Annotated in this window: 16 protein-coding genes; 2 read left to right on the top strand and 14 right to left on the bottom strand. The window is 70.5% G+C overall.

Features of this window, described 5'->3' with window-relative positions:
* Positions 1-36: 36 nt before the first annotated feature.
* The 11 genes from ACVTJA_RS28345 to ACVTJA_RS28295 all read right to left on the bottom strand — a co-directional run bounded on the left by ACVTJA_RS28345 (position 37) and on the right by ACVTJA_RS28295 (position 12,880).
* Entirely contained in the window at positions 37-1,500 is a 1,464-nt protein-coding gene (locus ACVTJA_RS28345) for a sensor histidine kinase (protein ID WP_465824233.1), read from the bottom strand.
* Positions 1,501-1,644: 144 nt separating this feature from the next.
* Positions 1,645-2,340: a hypothetical protein gene (locus tag ACVTJA_RS28340; protein ID WP_465824231.1), complete on the bottom strand. Its 696-nt coding sequence runs from the start codon at positions 2,338-2,340 to the stop codon at positions 1,645-1,647.
* Between the two features lie 17 nt (positions 2,341-2,357).
* Entirely contained in the window at positions 2,358-4,379 is a 2,022-nt protein-coding gene (locus tag ACVTJA_RS28335) for a PEP/pyruvate-binding domain-containing protein (protein ID WP_465824230.1), read from the bottom strand.
* Between the two features lie 9 nt (positions 4,380-4,388).
* Complete coding sequence (locus ACVTJA_RS28330) at positions 4,389-5,252, bottom strand: hypothetical protein (RefSeq protein WP_465824228.1); 864 nt, start codon at positions 5,250-5,252, stop codon at positions 4,389-4,391.
* Between the two features lie 34 nt (positions 5,253-5,286).
* Positions 5,287-6,225, bottom strand: coding sequence for a hypothetical protein (locus tag ACVTJA_RS28325; protein ID WP_465824226.1), 939 nt, complete (start codon positions 6,223-6,225; stop codon positions 5,287-5,289).
* A 95-nt stretch (positions 6,226-6,320) separates the two neighbouring features.
* Positions 6,321-6,989: a DUF4956 domain-containing protein gene (locus ACVTJA_RS28320; RefSeq protein ID WP_465824224.1), complete on the bottom strand. Its 669-nt coding sequence runs from the start codon at positions 6,987-6,989 to the stop codon at positions 6,321-6,323.
* The gene (locus tag ACVTJA_RS28315) at positions 6,976-8,655 is read right to left on the bottom strand and encodes a dTMP kinase (protein WP_465824222.1); all 1,680 of its coding nucleotides are present in this window, start codon (positions 8,653-8,655) and stop codon (positions 6,976-6,978) included. Before ACVTJA_RS28315 ends, ACVTJA_RS28320 begins: the two co-directional genes overlap by 14 nt.
* Positions 8,655-9,638, bottom strand: coding sequence for a porin (locus ACVTJA_RS28310; RefSeq protein ID WP_465824220.1), 984 nt, complete (start codon positions 9,636-9,638; stop codon positions 8,655-8,657). Before ACVTJA_RS28310 ends, ACVTJA_RS28315 begins: the two co-directional genes overlap by 1 nt.
* Before the next feature lie 193 nt (positions 9,639-9,831).
* Positions 9,832-10,593 carry a VTC domain-containing protein gene (locus tag ACVTJA_RS28305; protein WP_465824218.1) on the bottom strand — a complete coding sequence of 254 codons (762 nt, stop codon included), beginning with the start codon at positions 10,591-10,593 and terminating at the stop codon, positions 9,832-9,834.
* Complete coding sequence (locus ACVTJA_RS28300; RefSeq protein ID WP_465824216.1) at positions 10,590-12,203, bottom strand: CotH kinase family protein; 1,614 nt, start codon at positions 12,201-12,203, stop codon at positions 10,590-10,592. Before ACVTJA_RS28300 ends, ACVTJA_RS28305 begins: the two co-directional genes overlap by 4 nt.
* A gap of 170 nt (positions 12,204-12,373) precedes the next feature.
* Positions 12,374-12,880, bottom strand: coding sequence for a DUF2716 domain-containing protein (locus ACVTJA_RS28295; protein WP_465824214.1), 507 nt, complete (start codon positions 12,878-12,880; stop codon positions 12,374-12,376).
* 166 nt (positions 12,881-13,046) lie between these two features.
* Between ACVTJA_RS28295 and ACVTJA_RS28290 the strand changes: the two genes are divergently transcribed.
* A complete protein-coding gene (locus ACVTJA_RS28290; protein ID WP_465824212.1) occupies positions 13,047-15,452 on the top strand; it encodes an ABC transporter permease in 2,406 nt (801 codons plus the stop codon).
* Positions 15,453-15,529: 77 nt separating this feature from the next.
* Positions 15,530-16,282, top strand: a complete 753-nt coding sequence (locus ACVTJA_RS28285; protein ID WP_465824210.1) for a lysophospholipid acyltransferase family protein — start codon at positions 15,530-15,532, stop codon at positions 16,280-16,282.
* A 60-nt stretch (positions 16,283-16,342) separates the two neighbouring features.
* Here ACVTJA_RS28285 and ACVTJA_RS28280 read toward each other — a convergent pair whose 3' ends face one another.
* The 3 genes from ACVTJA_RS28280 to ACVTJA_RS28270 are packed head-to-tail and all read right to left on the bottom strand — an operon-like array spanning position 16,343 to position 19,103.
* Positions 16,343-18,010 carry an AMP-binding protein gene (locus ACVTJA_RS28280; RefSeq protein ID WP_465824208.1) on the bottom strand — a complete coding sequence of 556 codons (1,668 nt, stop codon included), beginning with the start codon at positions 18,008-18,010 and terminating at the stop codon, positions 16,343-16,345.
* Entirely contained in the window at positions 18,007-18,957 is a 951-nt protein-coding gene (locus tag ACVTJA_RS28275) for an SAM-dependent methyltransferase (RefSeq protein ID WP_465824207.1), read from the bottom strand. The genes ACVTJA_RS28280 and ACVTJA_RS28275 overlap by 4 nt, the downstream gene beginning before the upstream one ends.
* On the bottom strand, positions 18,954-19,103 hold the full coding sequence (locus ACVTJA_RS28270; protein WP_465824205.1) for a hypothetical protein: 150 nt from the start codon (positions 19,101-19,103) through the stop codon (positions 18,954-18,956). The genes ACVTJA_RS28275 and ACVTJA_RS28270 overlap by 4 nt, the downstream gene beginning before the upstream one ends.
* Positions 19,104-19,386 lie beyond the last annotated feature (283 nt).

The following is a 19,386-nucleotide window of genomic DNA, read 5'->3' as shown; positions in this document are numbered from 1 at the left end:
GGTACGATATCCGGCGCAACCGATTGCGTGTGCGCCTCAGCCGGGGTGGGCCTGCGCAAGTGTCAAGGGTGGGGGCCGGGGTGCGGCCGACTCGGCGGTGGCATGGGGCAGCCGGATGCGGAAGGTGGTCCCGTGGCCCGGCTCGCTCTCCACGTGGATGGAGCCGCCGTGGGCTTCGAGGATGCGGCGCGACACGGAGAGACCCAGGCCGACGCCCGGGATGCTGGCGCGGTGGGTGGCGCTGCGGCGGAAGGGCTCGAAGATGCTCTCGCGCTCCGAGGCGTCCACGCCGACGCCCGAGTCGTGCACGGCCACCCAGACGCAGTCCGCCGTGCTCCCGGCCTCCACGCGCACCGGGCCTCCGTCGGGCGAGTACTTGATGGCATTGCTCAGGAGGTTGTTGAGCACCTGCGCGATGCGGGCGCCATCGCACCGCACCCGAAGCGCGCCCTGCGGCCATGAGGTGACCAGGGTGTGCGAATCGCTCACGGGACGGTGCAGCTCCACGGCCTCGCGCAGCAGCTCGATGAGGTCGTGCTCGTCGCGGTTCAGCGAGAGCTGGCCCGCCTCGATGCGGGACGTGTCGAGCAGGTCCTCCACCATCCGCGTCAGCCGGGCCACCTGGCGTGTCACCAGCGCGAAGCGGTCTCTCAGCGTCTGCTCGGGAGGAAGAGGACGCCCGGGGCGAACACTGGAAGCGGCCGCGCTCAGCGCCTGGAGCGGGTTGCGCAGGTCATGCGCCACGCCGGCGAGGAAGCCGAGCTGCATCTCCCGCTGGCGCTCCAGCCGCGAGGCCGTCTCGTTGAAGGCGCAGGCGATGTCGCGAATCTCCCGCACGCCCGTGTCCGGAGCACGCTGGAGCGGCGTGCCCGGGCGGAAGCGCAGGAGTGCCTGGCGCACCGCCTCGAGCGGCCAGTAGACGTCCCGCCGCAGCATCCAGTACGTCAGGGCCGCTCCGGTCACCATCGCCATCGACACCACCATGCCCACGACGTGGGCCCTCCGTGTCCACCGCTGGTTCGCTTCGAATGTGGCGCGCACGTCGGCGGAGTTGAGCTTCTCCAGCGCTCGCGAGAAGTGCATCTCCCGGTCGAGCATCCGTCCCGTCGCCGCCTCGAAGCTCCCGGGGATGGGGGTCGGGTGGGCGAAGTACCCTTCAATCTCCTGGCCCAGCTCGTCGAGGAAGGCGGACTCCTCTTGGGAGTCGGCCAGGCTCCTGACTCGTGCGAGTGCCTCGCGCGTTCGCTTCTGGGCTTCCACGGTCGCCCAGAAGTGCTCGAGCCTGCCGGTCGCCTCGTAGAGGCGTTGCTCCCGCTCGTGGAAGATGAGCCCCTTCTCCAGGGCCTCGGTCGCCTGCATGCTCTCCAGCACGCCCATCATGCGGGCGCTGTTGCGCTCCATGGTCGCGCTGGTGCCCGCCAGCGTGGCGACCGTCACTCCGATGAGAATGCCCAGAAGCACGGTGACGGTGACGGCTTGGCTTCGCAGGCTTCCTCTCATGCAGCTCCCCTCGGCGCGGACTTCGACGTCCCGTCTCAACACCCGGGGCGCGGGACTCATCCAGCCCGCTCCCCAAGCGGGAGGACACCGGGTCTCCAGTCCCCATGCAGTGCGGGCCGAGGTCGCGGCCGGGAGGAGCGTGGCTCACGGCACCAGCTCGTAGGCGGATAGCTCCTCCGTCTGCCCGCCAATCTCCTTCACCTTGCCGATGCCGCGCACGTACCAGTACGTCTTCGAGCTGCTGCCGCCCGCCTTGCGCAGGACGAGCGCGCGGAACGTGCCGGCGGGGACGGTGACGGACTCGTCCTCGGCGATCACCGTCCAGCGGTCCCTCGCCGTCTCCGTGCTCGGCGCGTCGTCGGTGGGCAGCTTCGTCTCCTCGTAGACCTCCAGCCAGCTCGCGCCCAGGGCGACGTGCTCGGCCGACTCGTCGAGGTGGAGCTTGGGCGGGTCCCACTGCTCCTCCAGCTCCAGCTCCCCGGTGCTCGCGTGGAAGGACTGCTCGCGGTAACGCACGACGCGCTCGCCGGAGAGGGCCTGCCAGCTCACCGTCTGGTCGGTCTCTCCCTTCCGGGTGACGACGCGGTTCGCGAGGACGTCCTTGGTCACCCCCGTGCCGCCGACGGGCTCCAGCTCACCCACGGTGGTCTCCTTCGAGGAGACCTGGCCGTCCTCGGTCACCTGGTACGTCCACCGGTTGCCTGGCTTCCACGGCAACAGCGGCCCCGTGGTGGAGGGCGTGTCTCCGGTGTCATCGCCCGGTGTGGTGCTTCCGCCGCAGCCCGCTGCCGTGAGCCCGAGCAGCACCACGGCTCCCAGTGTCCATGCGTGTCGCTTCACCGCGACCTCCCTGCCACTCATTGGCCCCGTCCGGGGTTCGGGCGGGCCTGCTTGATGACGACGTGGGGCGTCTCGCCGGGCTCGCCGTCGAACTTGAACTCGACGTCCATGGCGTACCAGCCGGTGTTGCCCGCCTTGGGGCCGTAGGCCGGAGAGAAGCGCTCGTGGATGGCGTCGAACGCCTTGCCCAGCTCGTAGACCTGCGCCGCCGTCAGCACCGTCTCCCCGTCGAACACCAGGTTGGAGTGGGACAGGTAGGTGATGGGCAGGCCGGGCTGGTGGAAGCCGTAGATGAACTGGTCGCTGGTGATGCCCGGAGGCGGGTGCACCACCTCGGCGTCTCCTCCGGCCTGGACGTTGACGTAGAAGCCGGGCTCCACGCCGGACGGGTCATACGGGTTGGCGGTGAGCGCCACGCCGTTGGCCTCCTCGTCCGGGAAGTTGTGGTGCACCAGCAGCGCCATCACCACCGACTTGTGGTCGATGCTGCTGTACGAGCGCTCCTCGAAGGTGCGGAAGAGCCAGATGCTGGCCCACGTCTCGCGGATGGCGTCGAGCACGTCCTCCCAGTCGCCCGCGTCGCCCGTGTGTGACTCGTAGCAGCCGGCGCAGGGGAAGCCCTCCAGGTCCTCGCTGTTGGTGCTGGTGCGGAAGCGCATGCTCAGCCCCGGGTAGTCCGCGTCCAGCTTCGCCTTCAGCCGTTGCTGGAAGGACTCGTCCACCGGCGCCACCTGCATCGCGTCGCGCAGCGCCTTCAGGCGCGTGTCGCGCACCTCGGGCTTCTGCTGGAACTCGGGGTCCGCGAGCATCGCGTCCGCCTGGGCGTAGAACCCGTTCTGCTCCATGAATTGGACGTAGTACGCGGCGGGAACCGCGAAGGCCTTCCGGATGGGCACGCCCTCCGTGTTCGCGAGCACGGAGTAGTGCGCGGCCTTGCCGCCGAACGCCGGCACCGCGGCCTTGATGGCGTCGCGCAGCGAGCCGGTGCCCTCCACCACCACGTCCTCGATGTCACGCAGGTCGGTGATGCTCAGGTCCACCGCTGGGAGCTGCACGGGCGCCGGCTTGTGCTCCTCCCAGAAGGCGTCGGCCTCCTCGGCCGTCACGGCCTCGACGCTCCAGTCGAAGGCGCCCACGGTGAGGCGCACCCATTGGCCATCCAGCGCACGCAGCCGCGAGTTCGACATCGCGTTGCGCAGGCCCATGTTGGGCGTCTTGCGGTTCTGCGAGAGGACGTTGACGTGGGACAGCGGCGTCTGGAACTCCTCGGTGATGATGCCCAGCACCACGGAGATGTCGTTGGGGACCACGTCCAGCACGACGATGTCGCGGAAGGACAGGTACGTCGTCGCCAGTTCCTCCGCCTTGAGGAAGCGCAGCCGGCCCACCGACGTGGCCAGGTTGAGCGGCTGGTAGTCGATGGACTCGTACAGCTCATCCGTCGTCATCACCTTGACGGAAGCGGGCAGGTTCTTCGCCTCCGCCGCGACGGCCTGCGACGTGGGGTGGAAGACCAGCGCGGGGCCGAACCACGCCTCCTTCTGGATGGCCTGGTAGAGCTGGGTCATCAGCGCCGCCGAGGCCGAGTCGTAGGCCGCGAGCTCCAGCGCCCAGACCTTCGACCCCTCGTAGTACGTGACGGCGCCGAGCAGGAAGCGGCGGTCCGGGGACGTGTACTCCGTCTGGTTGAAGTCCGCGAGCGAGCCCACCACGGGGCGCCCGTTGCCGGAGAGGTTCGCGGACGCGAAGGCGTAGTGGATGGAGTACTTCTGGCTGTTCTGGAAGTAGAGCGCGTCCCCGTCGAACCGGTCGAGGACGACCTTCACCGAGCGGGCGCCGGGAATGCTCGTGTCGAGCGGCTCCGAGGCCAGCGCCTCGAAGTCTCCCTGGCAGCCGAGGTGCTTCAGGGAGTCGGGAGAGGCGGCGTCCTCCGCCACGCAGGCCTCCTCCCGCACCTCGTTGCTGTCGCCGTCATCCGAGGACGACGAGCACGCGAGGAGGAGGACGGTGGCGAGAATCAGCAGTCGATGCGCGCGCATGGGTAGGGCTCAGGGAGTGACGGCGAAGCAGTAGATGCCGCCGTAGCCGCCGGCTCCGCCCACCGTGCTGCTACCCATGCCTCCGCCGGTATTGGAGAGGGTGACACCGGCCGCGCAGCCGGGGGCCTCGTGGTCGGACATCCAGTTGCCGCCGTTGCTGGGGTTGCTCGCGCTGCGAGGCCAGGAGTGGCCAATCATCGGCCGGCCCGTGGAGCCCACCGCGCTCGTCCAGTCGTTGCAGGTGTTGGCCTTCGTGCCGCTGAACTTCCCCGCCTTGGTGGAGCCGGTGAGCGTGTCGTGGTTGTCCACGCCCTGGTGGTTCGGCTCGCCTCGCTCGTTGGGCAGGTCGTTCTTGATGGCCGCGTCTCCATCAGGGCGGCTCCCGAGGAGCCCCGTCTTGCTCGACGCCACGAGCCGGCCGTTACGGTCGTACCAGGGGCCCTCGCCGATGCGGTCGATGGCGTTCACCACGCCGCCGTCGGCACCGCCCGTCGACGCGCTGAGGTAGGCGCGCCACGTCTTCGCTCCCGCGCCCGGCACCGCCATCTCCGCGATGGTGCGGCAGATCTTGTCCGCGCCCGCCAGTCCGGTGGACTCGCCGTAGCGGAGGTCTCCGCCGAAGCCATTCTGGCTGCCGGAGAGCTGGCGCATGGCCTCGATGCTCGTCACGAAGAAGCTGAACTGCGACGCGTCCCCCGAGGACGTTCCGCCGTCGCTCCCTCCGGATGTTCCGCCGTCGCTCTCTCCAGACGTTCCGCCGCCGTCCGTGTCCTCCGAGTCCGACCCTTGCGGCGGCGAATCCGAGCCACAGCCCGGGAGCCAGGCTCCGAGGAGGGCCACAACGACAGCAGGCTTGATGAATGAGCGTCTCACGGCAGGCTCCCTTCCATGGCTTGGGGTTCGCGGCTCACTGGCACGTCAGGTCCGACTGGCAGGTCTGGCCGTCGGGGCAGTCCGCGTTGGTGCTGCACGACACGAGTCCGGGGATGAGCACCTCGCGCTCCACCTGCGAGAGGACCAGCAACTCCACGCAGCCGGCCTGCGTGTCCGTCGAGTCCGCCGAACGCCGGGTGAGGGTGAGCTTCGGGAAGCCGGCGACGCCCTCGTCGAGCAGCCGCGAGAGCAGGTCCGCGGGAAGGGTGAAGCTCCCCGTGTCCGCGATGCCGTCGCACTCGACGGACGCGGCGATGCCTCCGTGGTGCGCGAGGTCCACGACGAGGTAGAGGCGCGCGGCCTCCGACGCGGTGGACGGCGTCCACGTCACCGTGATGGCCTTCCCGCGCTCCAGGGTGATGCCGCCCTCGGGCACCTTGAGCGCCGCGACGCCCTGGCCCTGGAGCGAGAACGAGGGCAGGTCTGCGCCGCTCGTCACCAGCGAGATGTCCGCGCCCGGGTCGAAGCCGGGATGGGGAATCGTCGTCGAGCCGTTGGAGTAGAACCTCACGGAGTTGGGCGACATGGACAGGTCGCTCTTCAGGCCCAGCACTCGCACCGTGCCCAGGTTCTGGGCGGTGGGGTACGGGATGCAGGCGCCGTCCTCGCCGCACGTCTGCGAGGCGCCACATGCGGGCTCGCAGAAGAGGGTGCGGCCCAGCAGCAGTCGGCACTGGTCCTCCTCGGCGGCCACCTCGCGCACGTTGGCTGGTACGACGCCGCTGAGCGCGCGGCCCTGCACCGCCGTGTAGCCGTCGCCCAACTCCACCGTGAACTGTCCCACGCGCTGGCTCTCGTCGCAGGGCGAGTAGGTGAGGTCGTCTACGATGACGGGGTAGAGGCCGTCATCGGGGTCCTCCGAGGAACCACACCCGAGCGCGGCACACAGCGCAAGCAGGAGGGGGAGCTTCATGTCACCAATCCTTCGGGCCATCGCCTGTCCTCCTCGGGGCACGATGGAGTGTGCCCCCCGAATCTGAAGATTCCCTTGAGCGCGCACGGGCGGAGTCACTCCGGGTCCAGCGACGCGCTCCGCACGCCGGGCAGCCGGCTGCGCAGTCCCTGGATGAGCTCCAGGCCATCCGCGCGCACGGGTACGGGGAGCTCGACCACCGCGGTGCCCTCGGCGGAGGAACTGGACTGCTCCAGCGAGAGGAAGCGCACCTCGGGGTGCAGCGCTCGCAGCACGGGCAGGGCCGCGCTCACGTCCTCCAGGCCCAGCGACAGCGTCACCAGCTCCATGCGGCGCTTGCTGACGGCGTCCAGCACCAGCAGCACGCCGCCGAAGAAGAGGGCCGCGCAGACCGCGATGGAGGCGGCACCGAGGCCGCACGCCATGCCCACGCCAATCATCACGAACATGGCCGCCGCGTCCCGCGGGTCCTTGATGCCGGAGCGGAAGCGGATGAAGCCGCCGAGCCCCACGAGGCCGAACGCGCGGGACATGCTGTCGCCGATGACGGTGGTCATCACCGCGCCGGCCACGGCGATGAGCACCTGCGTGTGCGCCGTCTCCGGCACCATGGCCGGCACGTGAGGCATCAGCTTGCGCCAGGGCCGGTACGCGAGGACCGAGCCCAGCAGCAGCGCCAGCGTGAAGCGCGCCAGGAGCGTGGGAATGGTGAGGGAGTGGATTCCCGAGTCCAGCCCCTGCAGGACGTTCTCAAGCGGAGGCATCGAACGCTCCCAGGAAGGTGTCCGCCGCGCCACGGGCCGCCTGCCGGAGCAGGCCGAGGTCGTGGGGGTTCGCCGCCAACAGTCGCTCCGCGAGCGAGCGGCCTCGCGGCGTCTCGAGCAGCGGGCCCAGGCTCCGCACCGTCGCAGCGGGCCAGGTGTCCGCGAGCGCCGTGCGCAGCCCCCAGGCCTGCGGCACGTCCATGCCGTAGATGGAGTCCAGCACCTCATCGCACTGCGCGCCGAAGGACTCGCGCAGCATCCACGCGCGCGGGTGGTCCAGCCCGTCGAGCGTGCCGAGCACGACCTTGGGGGCGCGGGCCACGTGCTCGTCGCGGAGCTGCCAGGAGCGCGGACTGGTGAGCCCCGCCAGCGAGCGGAGCACCGCGTCCGGAGCGATGCTCCAGGCCCGCTCGCGCCAGGCCCAGGCGATGTCGTCGTCGAGTCCGCGGATGGAGCGGCAGGCCGTGCGCGCCACCAGGTCCAGGCCGAGCGCATCCTCGCCGCCCGAGCCCGTGAGCCAGCGCTGCCGCTCCGTCCAGGCCCGGTCTCCCACGAGCCCGGCCAGCGAGCCCACCACGGCCTCCCATGCGTTGAAGGAGAGCCGCTCGCGCATCCACCACGACTTCTCGGTGTCGAGCCCTGTGAGCGACTTCGCGACCTCCATCGGCTCCTGGGTGACGAGCCGCTCGCGCAGCTCCCATGCCTCCGGTGCATCCATGGCCGCGTCCGAGAGCGAGCGCAGCACCTCCACCGGGGCGTACTCCATCAGATGCCACCGGAGCCGCCAGGACTCCGCATCCGCGAAGCCCCCGAGGCCATGGGCCACGAGCTCCGGGTGCTGCGCGGCCAGGCGCCGGCGCCGCTCCATCATGTCCGCGCCCGTCATCCCCGAGAGGAAGTACGCCGCGAGCGGCGGCTCCTCCGTCATCCACACGTCGAGCTGGTGGAGGAAGCTCGCGCGCGCCTCCTCCAGCGAGCGGACGGGCGGCGGCGTGGGACGCAGCACGCGCGCCGGGGGCGCGATGCCATCGCGTGCCTGGAGGATGTCCTGGACCACCTGCTGCACGAGCACGTCGAGCGGGACGCCCGCGTTCTCCAGCAGCGTCCACCGCTCGGGGGACTCGGACGCGAGGGAGCGGTAGCCCGCGCGCAGCCGCACCTGGAGCCCCGAGCCCGCCAGCCCCTTGCGCGACGGCGTGCCGGGCTTCGGTGAGATGATTTTCGAGATACGGCGGCGCGCCTTCGCGATGGTCGGCATCACGTCCATGAGGAAGACGCGGTCCGGCACGAGTCCCCGAGAGCACGCATCGAGCACGGGGCGCACCACGCTCTCCGGCAGGCCGCGGCCCCAGCGGGCGAGCACCTCGGCGGTGTAGAAGAAGCGGTCGGTGATGACGACCTCGTGCTCGGCGAGCGCGGGGCGGGTGATTTCCTCCAGGAGCTGGGCCTCACGCGCGGCGTAGAGGAGCAGCTCCGCGGTGGGCGTGAGCGCCAGGTTCACCGGGTCCCTCGTGAAGCGGCGCAGCCCCTCGGAAACGGGCGAGGCGAGCGTGCCGCCCTCTCGGACGTGGCGCACGCTGAGGCCCGCGCGGCGCAGCTCCTGGGCCACGCGGTTGGAGAGGGTCGTCTTGCCGGACCCGTCGATTCCCTCGAATACGATCAGCATCAGAACCCCACTTCCAGTTGCACCAGCACGGCCCGCCGCGAGGCGAGGCTCTCTTCCAGGGCCTCCAGCACCGGGGGCGTGCCCGAGCTGGTCTTCCGAACCTCGAATTGAGCCTGCAGGCGCCACCGCTCCCACTGCCCGGCGTTGAGGCCGGCGGCGCCCTCCCACAGCAGGTCCTCGGGCCGGTCCATGTCCGGGTCCATCGCGGAGAGCATCAGGAAGGGCTCCACGTACGCCTTGCCGCGGTCCGCGCCGCCCAGCCGCCACGCTGTCACCACGCGCCCCGAGAGCAGGTTGCCCGTGCCACCGATGAGCGCGGCGCGTCCGGTGATGGCCTCCGCCCAGGTGCGCAGCGCGCCGGTGCCGAGCCGCAGTGTGTGCCGCACGTCCACTTCCGCCAGCCAGCTCCGCTCGTCACCGCCGGGGCTGGAGCCCGCGGGCTGCACGAGGCCGGAGGCGCCGAGCTCCACGTCGCCGAGCTCCCACGTGCCACGCAGCGCGGGCATCAGGCCGAGCCCCCGCTCCAGCGCGACCTTCGAGTCCGGGTCCTTCGTCTGCCACACGCCCGCCAGCAGCTTCAGGTCGCCGAAGCAGGCGGAGCACTTCCACTCCGCCTGCGCGCCCGCGCTGCGACCGCTGAGGCCGAGCGCGTCATCCAGCACGTCGCGCACGAGTCCCCGGCGGACCAGGGGGAGCCGCGTGGCGGACTCCAGCTCGATGAGGGAGAGCGGAATCTTGAAGTTGCCGGCGCGCGTGGCGAAGCCATGGCCGATCTTCAGCCAGACATAGGCGTCCTTCACGTCGCCGCGGACGTCGAACTCCACCACCGCGCGCAGGCGCTTCTTCCAACGGTAGACGGCCTCCAGCCGGGCGACGGGCAGGGTGAGCTCGCCGGCCCAGATGCCGCCCTGGGGATGCTCCATCGTCTCGCGCACGTCGAGCCGGCCGCCGAGCTCCACGTCTCCGAACACGGTGGGAATCACGAGCGCTTCGTTCGTGCTCGACGCGGGCCCGGGTGTCTCGGGCTCCGGTGCGGGCGCCGACGGCGTCTCGGCCTCCTGGGCGCTGGCGGACCTGGCCAGGACGAACAAGGCAATGAGTAGCAATCCGCGGCCCGAGGGGCCTCGGTGGAGAGGGGGTCTCACGATGAGATGTCCTTGGTGGAAGGGAGCGTGCTCAGAAGGAGCGCGGCGGAACGTCTCCGCCCAGGAGCACGCGCATGCCCTGCTCGAACTTCGAGCCTTGCGTCTCCGACGCCGCGAGCGGCCGGAGCGCCTGCTCCAGCCATGGCGGCGCGCGTCCCTGCCACTTCACCTCCAGCAGGGCGGCGGGCGCGTGTTCGAGCAGGTTCGTGGGTTCGGCGGGGTCACCGGGCATCGGAGGGAAGGCGAAGGCCAGGTCCTGGTCGAGGGTGATGCGGACCCGTTCGTCCGCCGTCGTCCGCGAAACGCGCCGGTACCAGGCCGTCACCCACGGCATCACCGGCCCCTGCGCAATCCGCCGCAGCAATTCGAGGGCGGTGCTCTCCTCGGGCAGCGGTACACCGGACAGCAGCGCCTCCGCCTCCTCGGCGGAGACGGCGCACCGCGACTTCGTGCGCCGCTCGCCCGACGTCACCTTCACCTCGAGGAAGCGCCGTCCGGTGAGGACGGGTGGCTGCTCCAGGTCCACTGCCGCCGCGTACTCGCGCAGCCGCAGACGCTGGGCGTAGCCGCTCCGGGCCGAGGACAGCAGGTCCAACCCTGGCGTGTCGAAGTACGTCGTGCGCGTGAAGGACAGCGGGAGGCCGGGCTCGTAGACGCGGGCCTCGGTGAACGGAGCCGCGGCGCGAAGGAAGGTCTCCACCGCTTCGTGGCGCGGCAGGAAGCGCCGCTCATGGTCCAGGTCGGGCGCGTCGCACATCGGGGACGGTGCCTCGGTCCAGGCGAGAGCGCTCATGGGGCCACTCCGAACGTGGTGTGCGCCGCCGCCTCGCGTTGCTCGATGAAGCTGAACAGGCCGTTGCTGCCCGTGAGCGAGGCGTCGAACTGCTGCGCGCTGGTGTACGTGAAGCCCTCGCGCTCGGCGTTGTCCCCGGAGACATAGGGCGCGATGAGGTCGTGCGCCTGCTGCATGCGCGCCTTCACCGTCTCCGCGGCGAGCGGGCCCGCGACGGCTTCACGTGCGTACTGCTCGTACTTCGCGCGGTACACCGGGTCATCCATGAGGAAGCGGATGAGCGGCCAGGACTCCGTCACCTCGGCGAGCGTGAGCGACAGCGCGCGCATGCTCGACATGGACAGATTGTGGTCCCACGTAATCCAGTGCAGCCGGTTGCCATCGTTCGGGTCCGCGTACAGGTAGTAGTTGTGGGACATGTTCCCGTAGCTGTCCCAGTTCACCATCACCGTGTTGACGGCGAGCCACTGGAGGAAGCCGTCCACGTCCAGCCGCGCCTCGAGTCCCGCGCGCCAGGCTGCGGCGTCGGTGCGGTCGGCATGGAGGGCGGCGATGGCGGCCTCCACGCTCTCCCATGTCGCCTCCGCGGCGTCGGACTGCGGCTCGAAGGATTCCGAGTCGAAGGCGGCCCAGGTGGCGCCGGTGCCATCGGCCTCGTAGAGCGCGCCGTCGTGGTTGCCGAAGTGCGTGTCGAGCAGGGACTTCTGCGGGTCCTCGGCGGACGTGTAGAGGCCGAAGTACTCGGGGCCGTTGCCGTGGTCCACGTACACGGCCATGAAGCCCGTGTGCGCGGTGGGCACGCCGGCCGCGAGGAACGTGTCCGTGGCCACGTGGTCCCGGATGTACGAGTCGTCACCCTGGTTGCTGGAGAGGGACAGCTTGCTGAAGCCGTAGAAGTGCTGGCCCTCGATTTCGGGGTACTGGTCCTCGAACTTGTCGAAGTTCAGGCGGAAGGGCAGCTTGCCGATGCCAGAGCGCCAGCCGCCCGACAGCGTGGAGTTGCCCTTGTAGCGGATGCCGACGTTCCACCATGTCTTGCCCTCGAAGCGCACCGTCGAGGGGACGTAGACGGGCGTGCGGGGGATGAGGTCCGTGGCGCCTCCGCCGCCCGGCATGACGACGGTGCCTCCGTCCGTCGCGCCGCCAGGGCCGCCGGGGCCGCCGCCTCCGGGGCCACCCTGGGGGAGGCAGGCGAGCGTGCCCGTTCCATCCGGCACGGCGGAGCAGGTGGAGGTGAAGGTGTTGCCGTTGATGGTGGCGGTGCATGCGTCGCCCGCGGCCTTGCCCTGGCAGGCGGCGGTCAGCTCGGGAGGGAGGGTGCCGCCGCCACCGCCGCCCGGAAATCCGCCACCGCCGCCGGGAGTCTGGCCTCCACCGGAGCCGAACTCACCGAGCATGTCGGTCATGTCGTCCTGCATCGCCTGCCAGTCGGAGGCGGAGATGACGATGTCGAGGCGCTGGACCTTGTCGGCCGGGAAGACGGTGTCATACGCCGGCTTCGCGTTCTTACCGTGGGACTCCTCGCTCCAGCCATCGGGGCGGCCATCGCCACATGCCACGGCGAGGAAGGTGACCACTGCGAGCGCGGGAAGGCGCAGGACTCCGTGCATACGACGCTCCTCGTGAGAGCAGGTGGCCCTCGAAGCAGGACCGGCTTCGTGCCGGTGCTGTTGCTGCGAGGTGACACCTTGAGGTGGCGTCGTGACTTCTTTGTTTCACGAACGTGACGAAGTATTTCCGACCGGAATTCGCGCCTGGCCCGGGCGGAGTCCCGCCCCTGCTACTCCGTTACAGGAAGCCGGCGAGCGAGCTGGAAGAGCTTGGGCAGGTTCCGCTCCACCGCTTCGACGAGCTCGCGCCCCCGCAGCGCGTACGTCTCCACCTCGATGGGAGGCCGGCCCTCGGTGATGTTGACCGTGTAGCTCGCGGAGTAGACGAAGCGGGAATCGGGCGGCACGAACCAGTGCTCCGGGTCTCCATCCGGATAGACAGTCACAGGCCACGGGTTCTCGGCGGGAGCGTGCGGGAAGAGGCGGTAGTTCGTGTGGTGGTAGTCGAGCGCATAGAGCCACCCACCCGGCGAAACCAGCTCCCGGAACACGGCGAGCATCTTCTCCGTCATATCCGCGTACAGCCCGAGCAGCTCCTCTCGTCGCAGCGTGCGAAACGCATCGCCTACGACGAACTGGACATCTCCGTCCCTTTCGTCGGGCCATGGGTGATTCAGCGCGGACTTCTCTTCGTCGCCGGAGAGGAGGAACCAGGCCTGGGGCGCATGTGTGCTCACACCCAGGGTTATTGCCCTCGCTGACAGCCATGGCAATGCGACCGCTGTCCGATTCCGGGAAGGGCTCGTGCCATCTCCGGACACGGCCCGGCTGTCTCAGGTGAGCCCTGGGGGCCGGACGGCCAGGCGTCAGGTGGCGCTAGAGTTGCACCCCTTCAGGGTCCCCATGTCCCAGCTCCTCCAGGACGTCCGCCTCTCCCTGCGCCGGATGCGGCGCGAGCTCGGCTTCACGCTGGTCATCATCGCCACGCTGGCGCTGGCCATCGGCGCCACCACCAGCGTCTTCAGCGTCGTGTACCAGGTGCTGCTGCGCCCGCTGCCGTACTCCGAGCCCGAGCAGCTCGTCCGCTTCTACCAGTCCAATCCCCAGATGGAGCGCATGGGCGTGACGCTCCGAGCCCTCCAGGCCTGGCGTGAGCGCTCGCATTCCTTCCAGGGGCTGGAAGGTCTGTCGGTGCGCGACTTCACGCTCACCGGCGACGGACCGGCCGAGCGCGTGCGCGCGGCCCGCGCCACGGTGAACCTGCTGCCGATGCTCGGCGTGCGGCCCATCTTCGGGCAGACGTTCAGCGCCGAGATGGAGGTGGCCGGACGCGACAACGTCCTCCTGCTCTCGCACGGGCTCTGGCAGCGCCGCTTCGGCGGAAGGCCGGACGTGGTGGGCCTCACGGTGAACCTCAGCGGACAGGTCTTCACCGTGCTCGGCGTCCTGCCCGCTGACTTCCGACTCGCGCCGGCCGCGGACATCTGGACACCGCTGGCCCTGGACCTCGCTGGAGGCGAGCGGCCGGAGAACATGTACCTGCGCGCCGTGGGCCGCCTCCGTCCCGGCGTTCCGTTGGAGCGCGCGCGGGCGGACCTGGAGGCCGTGGCCGCCGCGCTGGCCAAGGAGGAGTCCTTCGCGGGAGAGGCGCCCGGCGTGCGCGTGATGCCGCTGCACGCGCAGGTGGTGGAGGACACGCGCGAGCCGCTCTGGCTGCTCGCGGGCGTGGTGGCGCTGGTGCTGCTCGTGGCCTGCGCCAACGTGGCGAACCTGCTCCTTGCCCGGGCCAGCGCGCGAGAGCGCGAGGTGTCGGTGCGTGCCGCCCTCGGGGCCGGGCGCGCCCAGTTGATGCGGCAGTTCCTGGTGGAGAGCGTCCTGCTCGCGCTCGCTGGAGGCGCGGCCGGACTCCTGCTGGCCCTGTGGGGCATGGACCTGCTGCGCACGCTGGTCCCCGTCGAGGTGCTTCCTCCGGAAGCGGTGCGGATGCAGCCGCACGTGCTCGCCATCGCCGCGGCGCTGTCGCTGCTCACCAGCGTCCTCTTCGGCCTGATGCCGGCGCTGAAGGCGGCGAGAGCGGATGGGCGCGGGGCACTCGGAGGGCTGCGCGGGGGCAGGGGGGCCACGGGCCAGGGGCGCGCCCGTGCGGTGCTGGTGGTGGCGCAGGTGGCGCTGGCGCTGATGCCGCTGGTGGGCGCCGGGCTGATGCTGCGCACGCTCCACTCGCTGCACCAGGTGCAGCTCGGCTTCGAGCCTCGCGGCGTCACCGTGGCGGAGGTCTTCGTTCCCAGGGAGAAGTACCGGGACGACGCGGCCCAGCGCGCGGTGCTCGCCTCGGCGCTGGAGCGCGTGCGAGGCCTTCCAGGCGTGGAGTCCGCGGCCCTGGCCAGCACGGTGCCGCTGTGGGGACGCAAGGGCATGACCTCGGTGCTGCTGCCCGGCGAGCCCGCGTCCGCGGCGGAGACGCGCGAGCTGAGCACCTTCCGCACCGCGAGCGACGGCTACTTCGCCACCCTGCGCATGCCTCTCAAGGAGGGGCGCGGCATCGAGTCCACGGACGGTTCCGGCACGGCGCCGGTGGTGGTCGTCAGCGAGACGTTCGCCCGCCACTACTTCCCCGACCGCAGCGCGGTGGGGCAGCGCGTGAAGGTGGACCTCGATGGAGAGGGCTTCCGCGAAATCGTGGGCGTGGTGGGCGACGTCCACCACGACAGCGTGGACGAGGAACCGGCCAGTGAGGTGTACCTCCCCATGAATCAGTCCCAGGCGCTGTACATGCTCATCACCGTGCGGACCACGCGGGACACGGCCTCCATGGCGCCCATCCTGCGCGAGACATTGCGCTCGGTGGACCCGGACCTGCCGCTGGTCCAGGTGCGCTCCATGATGGACCTGGTGGACGCCAACCTCGCACGCACGCAGGTGCTGGGCACGCTGCTGGCGGCCATCGCGGTGCTCGGGCTCGTGCTGGCGGGCGTGGGGCTGTACGGCGTGCTGGCGTACTCGGTGAGCCAGCGCACCCGCGAGCTGGGCATCCGCATCGCGCTGGGGGCCACCGATGGCCAGTTGGTGTGGCTGGTGGTGGGGCAGGGTGTACGGCTTGCCGCGGTGGGCGTGGCGCTGGGGCTGGTGGGAGCCGTCGTGCTCGCGCGCAGCCTGTCGAGCCTGCTCTATGGCGTGGGCGAGCTCGACGCGTTCACCTTCGGCGTCGTGCCGCTGCTCCTCGGGGCCGTGGCCCTGCTGGCGAGCTGGCTGCCCGCCCGCCGTGCCCTCCAGGTCCCGCCCAACGAGGCGCTCCGCGCCGACGGCTGACCGTCAAAGCGGCGTGCGCTCACCCGGAGTGAGTCACGTATATGCCGTACGTCTTCCGACGTATGCTCGTGCGGCCCATGTCTCCGCCCGCGCCCACGCCAGCTCGCGCCGCTCAGCTCGTGAGGACGGCACTGGCCGCGAGCTGGTCCATGCTGTCGCTGGTGGTCTTCATTCCCCTGGCGCTGCTGGTGCTCCCGTTCGACCGGCGGCAGCGCGTCCATGACGTGTGCTCCATCCTCTGGGCGCGCGGCATCCTCGCGCTGCTGGGCATGCGAGTGGGGGTGAGGGGCCAGGAGCACGTGACTCGCGACGAGCCGTACATCATCGTCGCCAACCACCAGAGCCTGCTGGACGCGGCGGTGCTGGTGGCCTCGCTCCAGCCGCTGACATCGGTGCGCATGGTGGCGCGGCGCAACGCGTTCCGCATTCCGCTCATCGGCTGGGGCATGCGGCTGTTCGGGCACATCTCCGTGGACCCGCGCAGCATCCGCGCATCCCTGCCAGGGCTGCGGCAGGCGCAGCGCAAGGTGGCGCGTGTGTCCGTCGTCTTCTTCCCCGAGGGCGGCTACAGCCCGGATGGGCGGATGCGGTCGTTCCACAACAGCGCCTTCCACATCGCCGCGCGAGGCGGCGTGCGGGTGGTTCCCGTCACGCTCACCGGCACGTTCGACATTCTTCCGCCGCACCTCACCATCCCCGTGCGCGGCGGAGACGTCCTCGTCACCCTGCACCCGCCCGTGGGCCCGCTGGAGGACACGCACGATGCCGCGCTGGCGGCGGCCACGACATGCCACGGAATCGTGGAGGCGGCGCTCCCACGTTGCGCTTGAGGGACGCAACGTCCACTCCGGCCGCCCGAGCTCGTCCCCGGGCGGCCGGTCTTCTCATCCTCACGCCAGCGTGCCGGTGAGCTGTCCGGAGGCGATGGCCTCCGAGATGGCCCCGCGCTTCAGCTTCCCACTGGTCGTCTTGGGCAGCGTGCCCGGCGCGACCAGCAGCACGTGGTCGATGGCGATGCCGTGCGCCCGCAGCTTCTCGCGGATGCGCTCACCCAGAGCAGTCTGGGCATCCGGCTCCAGCTTCGTCTCCGCCAGCACGTACGCCAGCTCCGTCTGCCGGTGCTCGGAGCGCACGCCCACCGCGGCGACGCAGCCGGCCCTCACGCCGTCCACCTCCGAGGCCAGCTCCTCGAGGATGGACGGAATCAGGTTGTGCCCGCCCTTGATGATGAGCTCCTTCTTGCGGCCGGTGATGAACAGCGTGCCCTCCGCGAGGTAGCCCAGGTCTCCCGTGTGCAGCCACTGCTCGCGCACCGCGGACGCCGTCAGCTCGGGCTCGCCGTAGTAGCCCTGCATCAGCGTCGCCGAGCGCACCAGGATTTCCCCCTGCGTCCGCTCGGGCACCGCGCGTCCCTCCGCGTCCACGAGGCGCACCTCGGTGTGCGGAATGGGACGGCCCACGCCGGTGAGCACCAGCGCGCCCGCCGCCTCGGTGCACGGCACCGCGCGCCCCTCGCGCTCCAGCGTGGCCCGGTCGATGCGGTCCACCACCGTGGGCGCGAGCTTCTCCGGGAAGGTCACCGCCACCGTGGCCTCGGCCAGGCCGTACACGGGGAAGAAGGCCTCCTCCCGGAAGCCGCACGGAGCAAAGCGGTCCGAGAAGCGCCGCAACAGCTCTGGGGAGACGGGCTCCGCGCCAATCATCGCCACCTCCCACGCGCTCAAGTCCAGCCGCGCCTCCCTCGCGCGGTTCGCCAGTCCCAGGCAGATGGCGTACGCGGAGGGCGGCGCGGCGCAGATGGTGGCGTGGAACTCGCTCATCGCCTCCAGCCAGCAGAACGGCCGCTGACGGAAGTCGAGCGGGGACAGCATGTGCGCCGGGAAGTCGTTGAAGAAGGGGAACAACAACCCGCCCAGCAGCCCCATGTCGTGGTGCAGCGGCAGCCAGGACACCGCCGCCGCGTGCGCGGGAGAAGGGAGCGCCTGGCTCATCGCCGCCATGTGCAGCATCACCCGCTCATGCGACAGCATCACGCCACGCGGATGACGAGTGCTGCCACTGGTGAGCTGCACGAGGCACGGGCCTGGCGCGGCGTCCGGCTCGGGTTGGAAGGAGAGGGTGCGCCCTTCCTCCACCAGCGAGTCGGCGACGATGAGGGGTGTGCCCTCGCCCTCACCAGCCATGCCCGCCAGCATGCCCGACAGCACCAGCGCCTTCGCGTCCAGCCTGCGCGCCGTGTCGCGGAGCTGCACCAGGTACGCGTCCAGGTCCGCCAGCCGGTACGGCACGCCGAGGATGCTCGGCACCGCGCCCAGTGCCCACACGCCGAAGAGGGTGCTCACGGCCGCGTGCACTTCCGGCACGAGCAGCAGCACGCCGTCGCCCGGGCGCACGCCGCGCGCATGCAGCGCCGCGGCCACCGCGCGGGCCTCCTCCCACGTCTCCGCCCAGGTGCGCGGCAGCCAGCCCTCTGCTTCCTTGTAGCGGATGGCCAGCCGCTCGCCGTGGGCCTCCGCGCGGGCTCGCAGCAGCCCGGCGAGAGTCCGGGGCCCGCTCACCGCGCGTCCCCGGGAATGGGCCAGCCCGCCACGTTCACCTTCGGCGCGCCCTTGGTGGCCAGCAGCATGTACTCCAGCGCCGTGCGTCGCGCGAAGGACACCTTCGCCACCGTCATGTAGCCCTGGAGCACTCGCGAGAAGCCGGGAGCCAGCTCTTCAATCCGGTCGCGGTTCTTCCGGACGTTGTCAATCCAGTGTCCCAGCGTCTGCACGTAGGAGCTGGTCAGGTCCTCCACGTGCAGCACATCCAGCCCCGCGCGGCCGATGAGGCCCAGCTCCTCCGACAGGCTGAGCAGCCGGCAGTAGCCCATGGCGGTGACGAAGATGTACCGCGTGGCGCTGCTGTCCCGGTCTCCGCGAGGCATCTCCGGGAAGTAGCAGTCGGAGATGAACAGCCGCCCACCGGGCTTCAGCGTCCGCGCCACGAGCTGGTGGATGTCCTCGCGGTTGTGCATGTGGACGATGCTCCCGGAGAAGAGCACCACGTCGTAGCTCTCCGGCGCGGGCGCCAACTCCTCCACATGCGTCAGGTCCACGCGCACGCGGTCCGCCACGCCCCAGTCCTTCGCGCGCCGCAGCGCCACCTCGCGCTGCTTGCTGCTCAGCGTGATGCCGTGGAACTCGCCCTGCGTGTGCTGCGCGAGGTAGAGCAGCAGACTCCCCCAGCCGCACCCCACGTCCAGCACCTTCTCTCCGGGCTGGATGTTCAGCTTCGCCGCCACGCGCGCGAACTTGCGCGCCTGGCCCGCCTCCAAATCTTCGTCCGGTTTCACGAAGACGCCGGTGGAGTACGCCAGTCGCGAGTCCAGCACGAGGCTGAATATTTCCGGGTGGTGCTCGTAGTGCTGCGCCACCTCGCGCGCCTCGTGGGCGCGCTGCTCCTCCGGGGTGCGCTGGGCGGCGACGCGCTCATCCGGGTGCCTCAACTCCAGGGCGGGCGCGCTCATGCGGACCTCGCCGTCTGTCGGTCGAGCTGCGCGGCGACGAAACGCGCCAGGTCCTCCACCGTCTTGAGGTTCGCCTCGGCCGGAGACGTCATCTCCGGCATCGCGAAACGGAAGCGTTCCTCCAGGCCGATATTGATTTCAATCATCGCCATGGAGTCGATGCCGAGCCCGCCCTCCAGCGACGCGGTGAGGGGGGATCTGCTCCAGCGGCTTTCTCAGTGTGCCGGCGATGATGCTCCGGACCTCGCGGCCAATTTCATCAAGGGGGATGTTGCGTGACACGTTGTGTACTCCCGATGTTGGGCTCGATGCGTCACGGCGAGGAGGGCGGCCGGCCCACCGTCCCCGCCACCGGGGTGAATCGCGCCAGGTGAGGCCCTCGACGTTACGAGGCGTTGTTGCGGGCGGGCAAACCCAACCTGCCAAATG

The organism is Pyxidicoccus sp. M6 (genome assembly GCF_055568925.1).
Note: the sequence above shows the minus strand (reverse complement) of the source record. Positions and strands in the feature narration are given on the sequence as shown.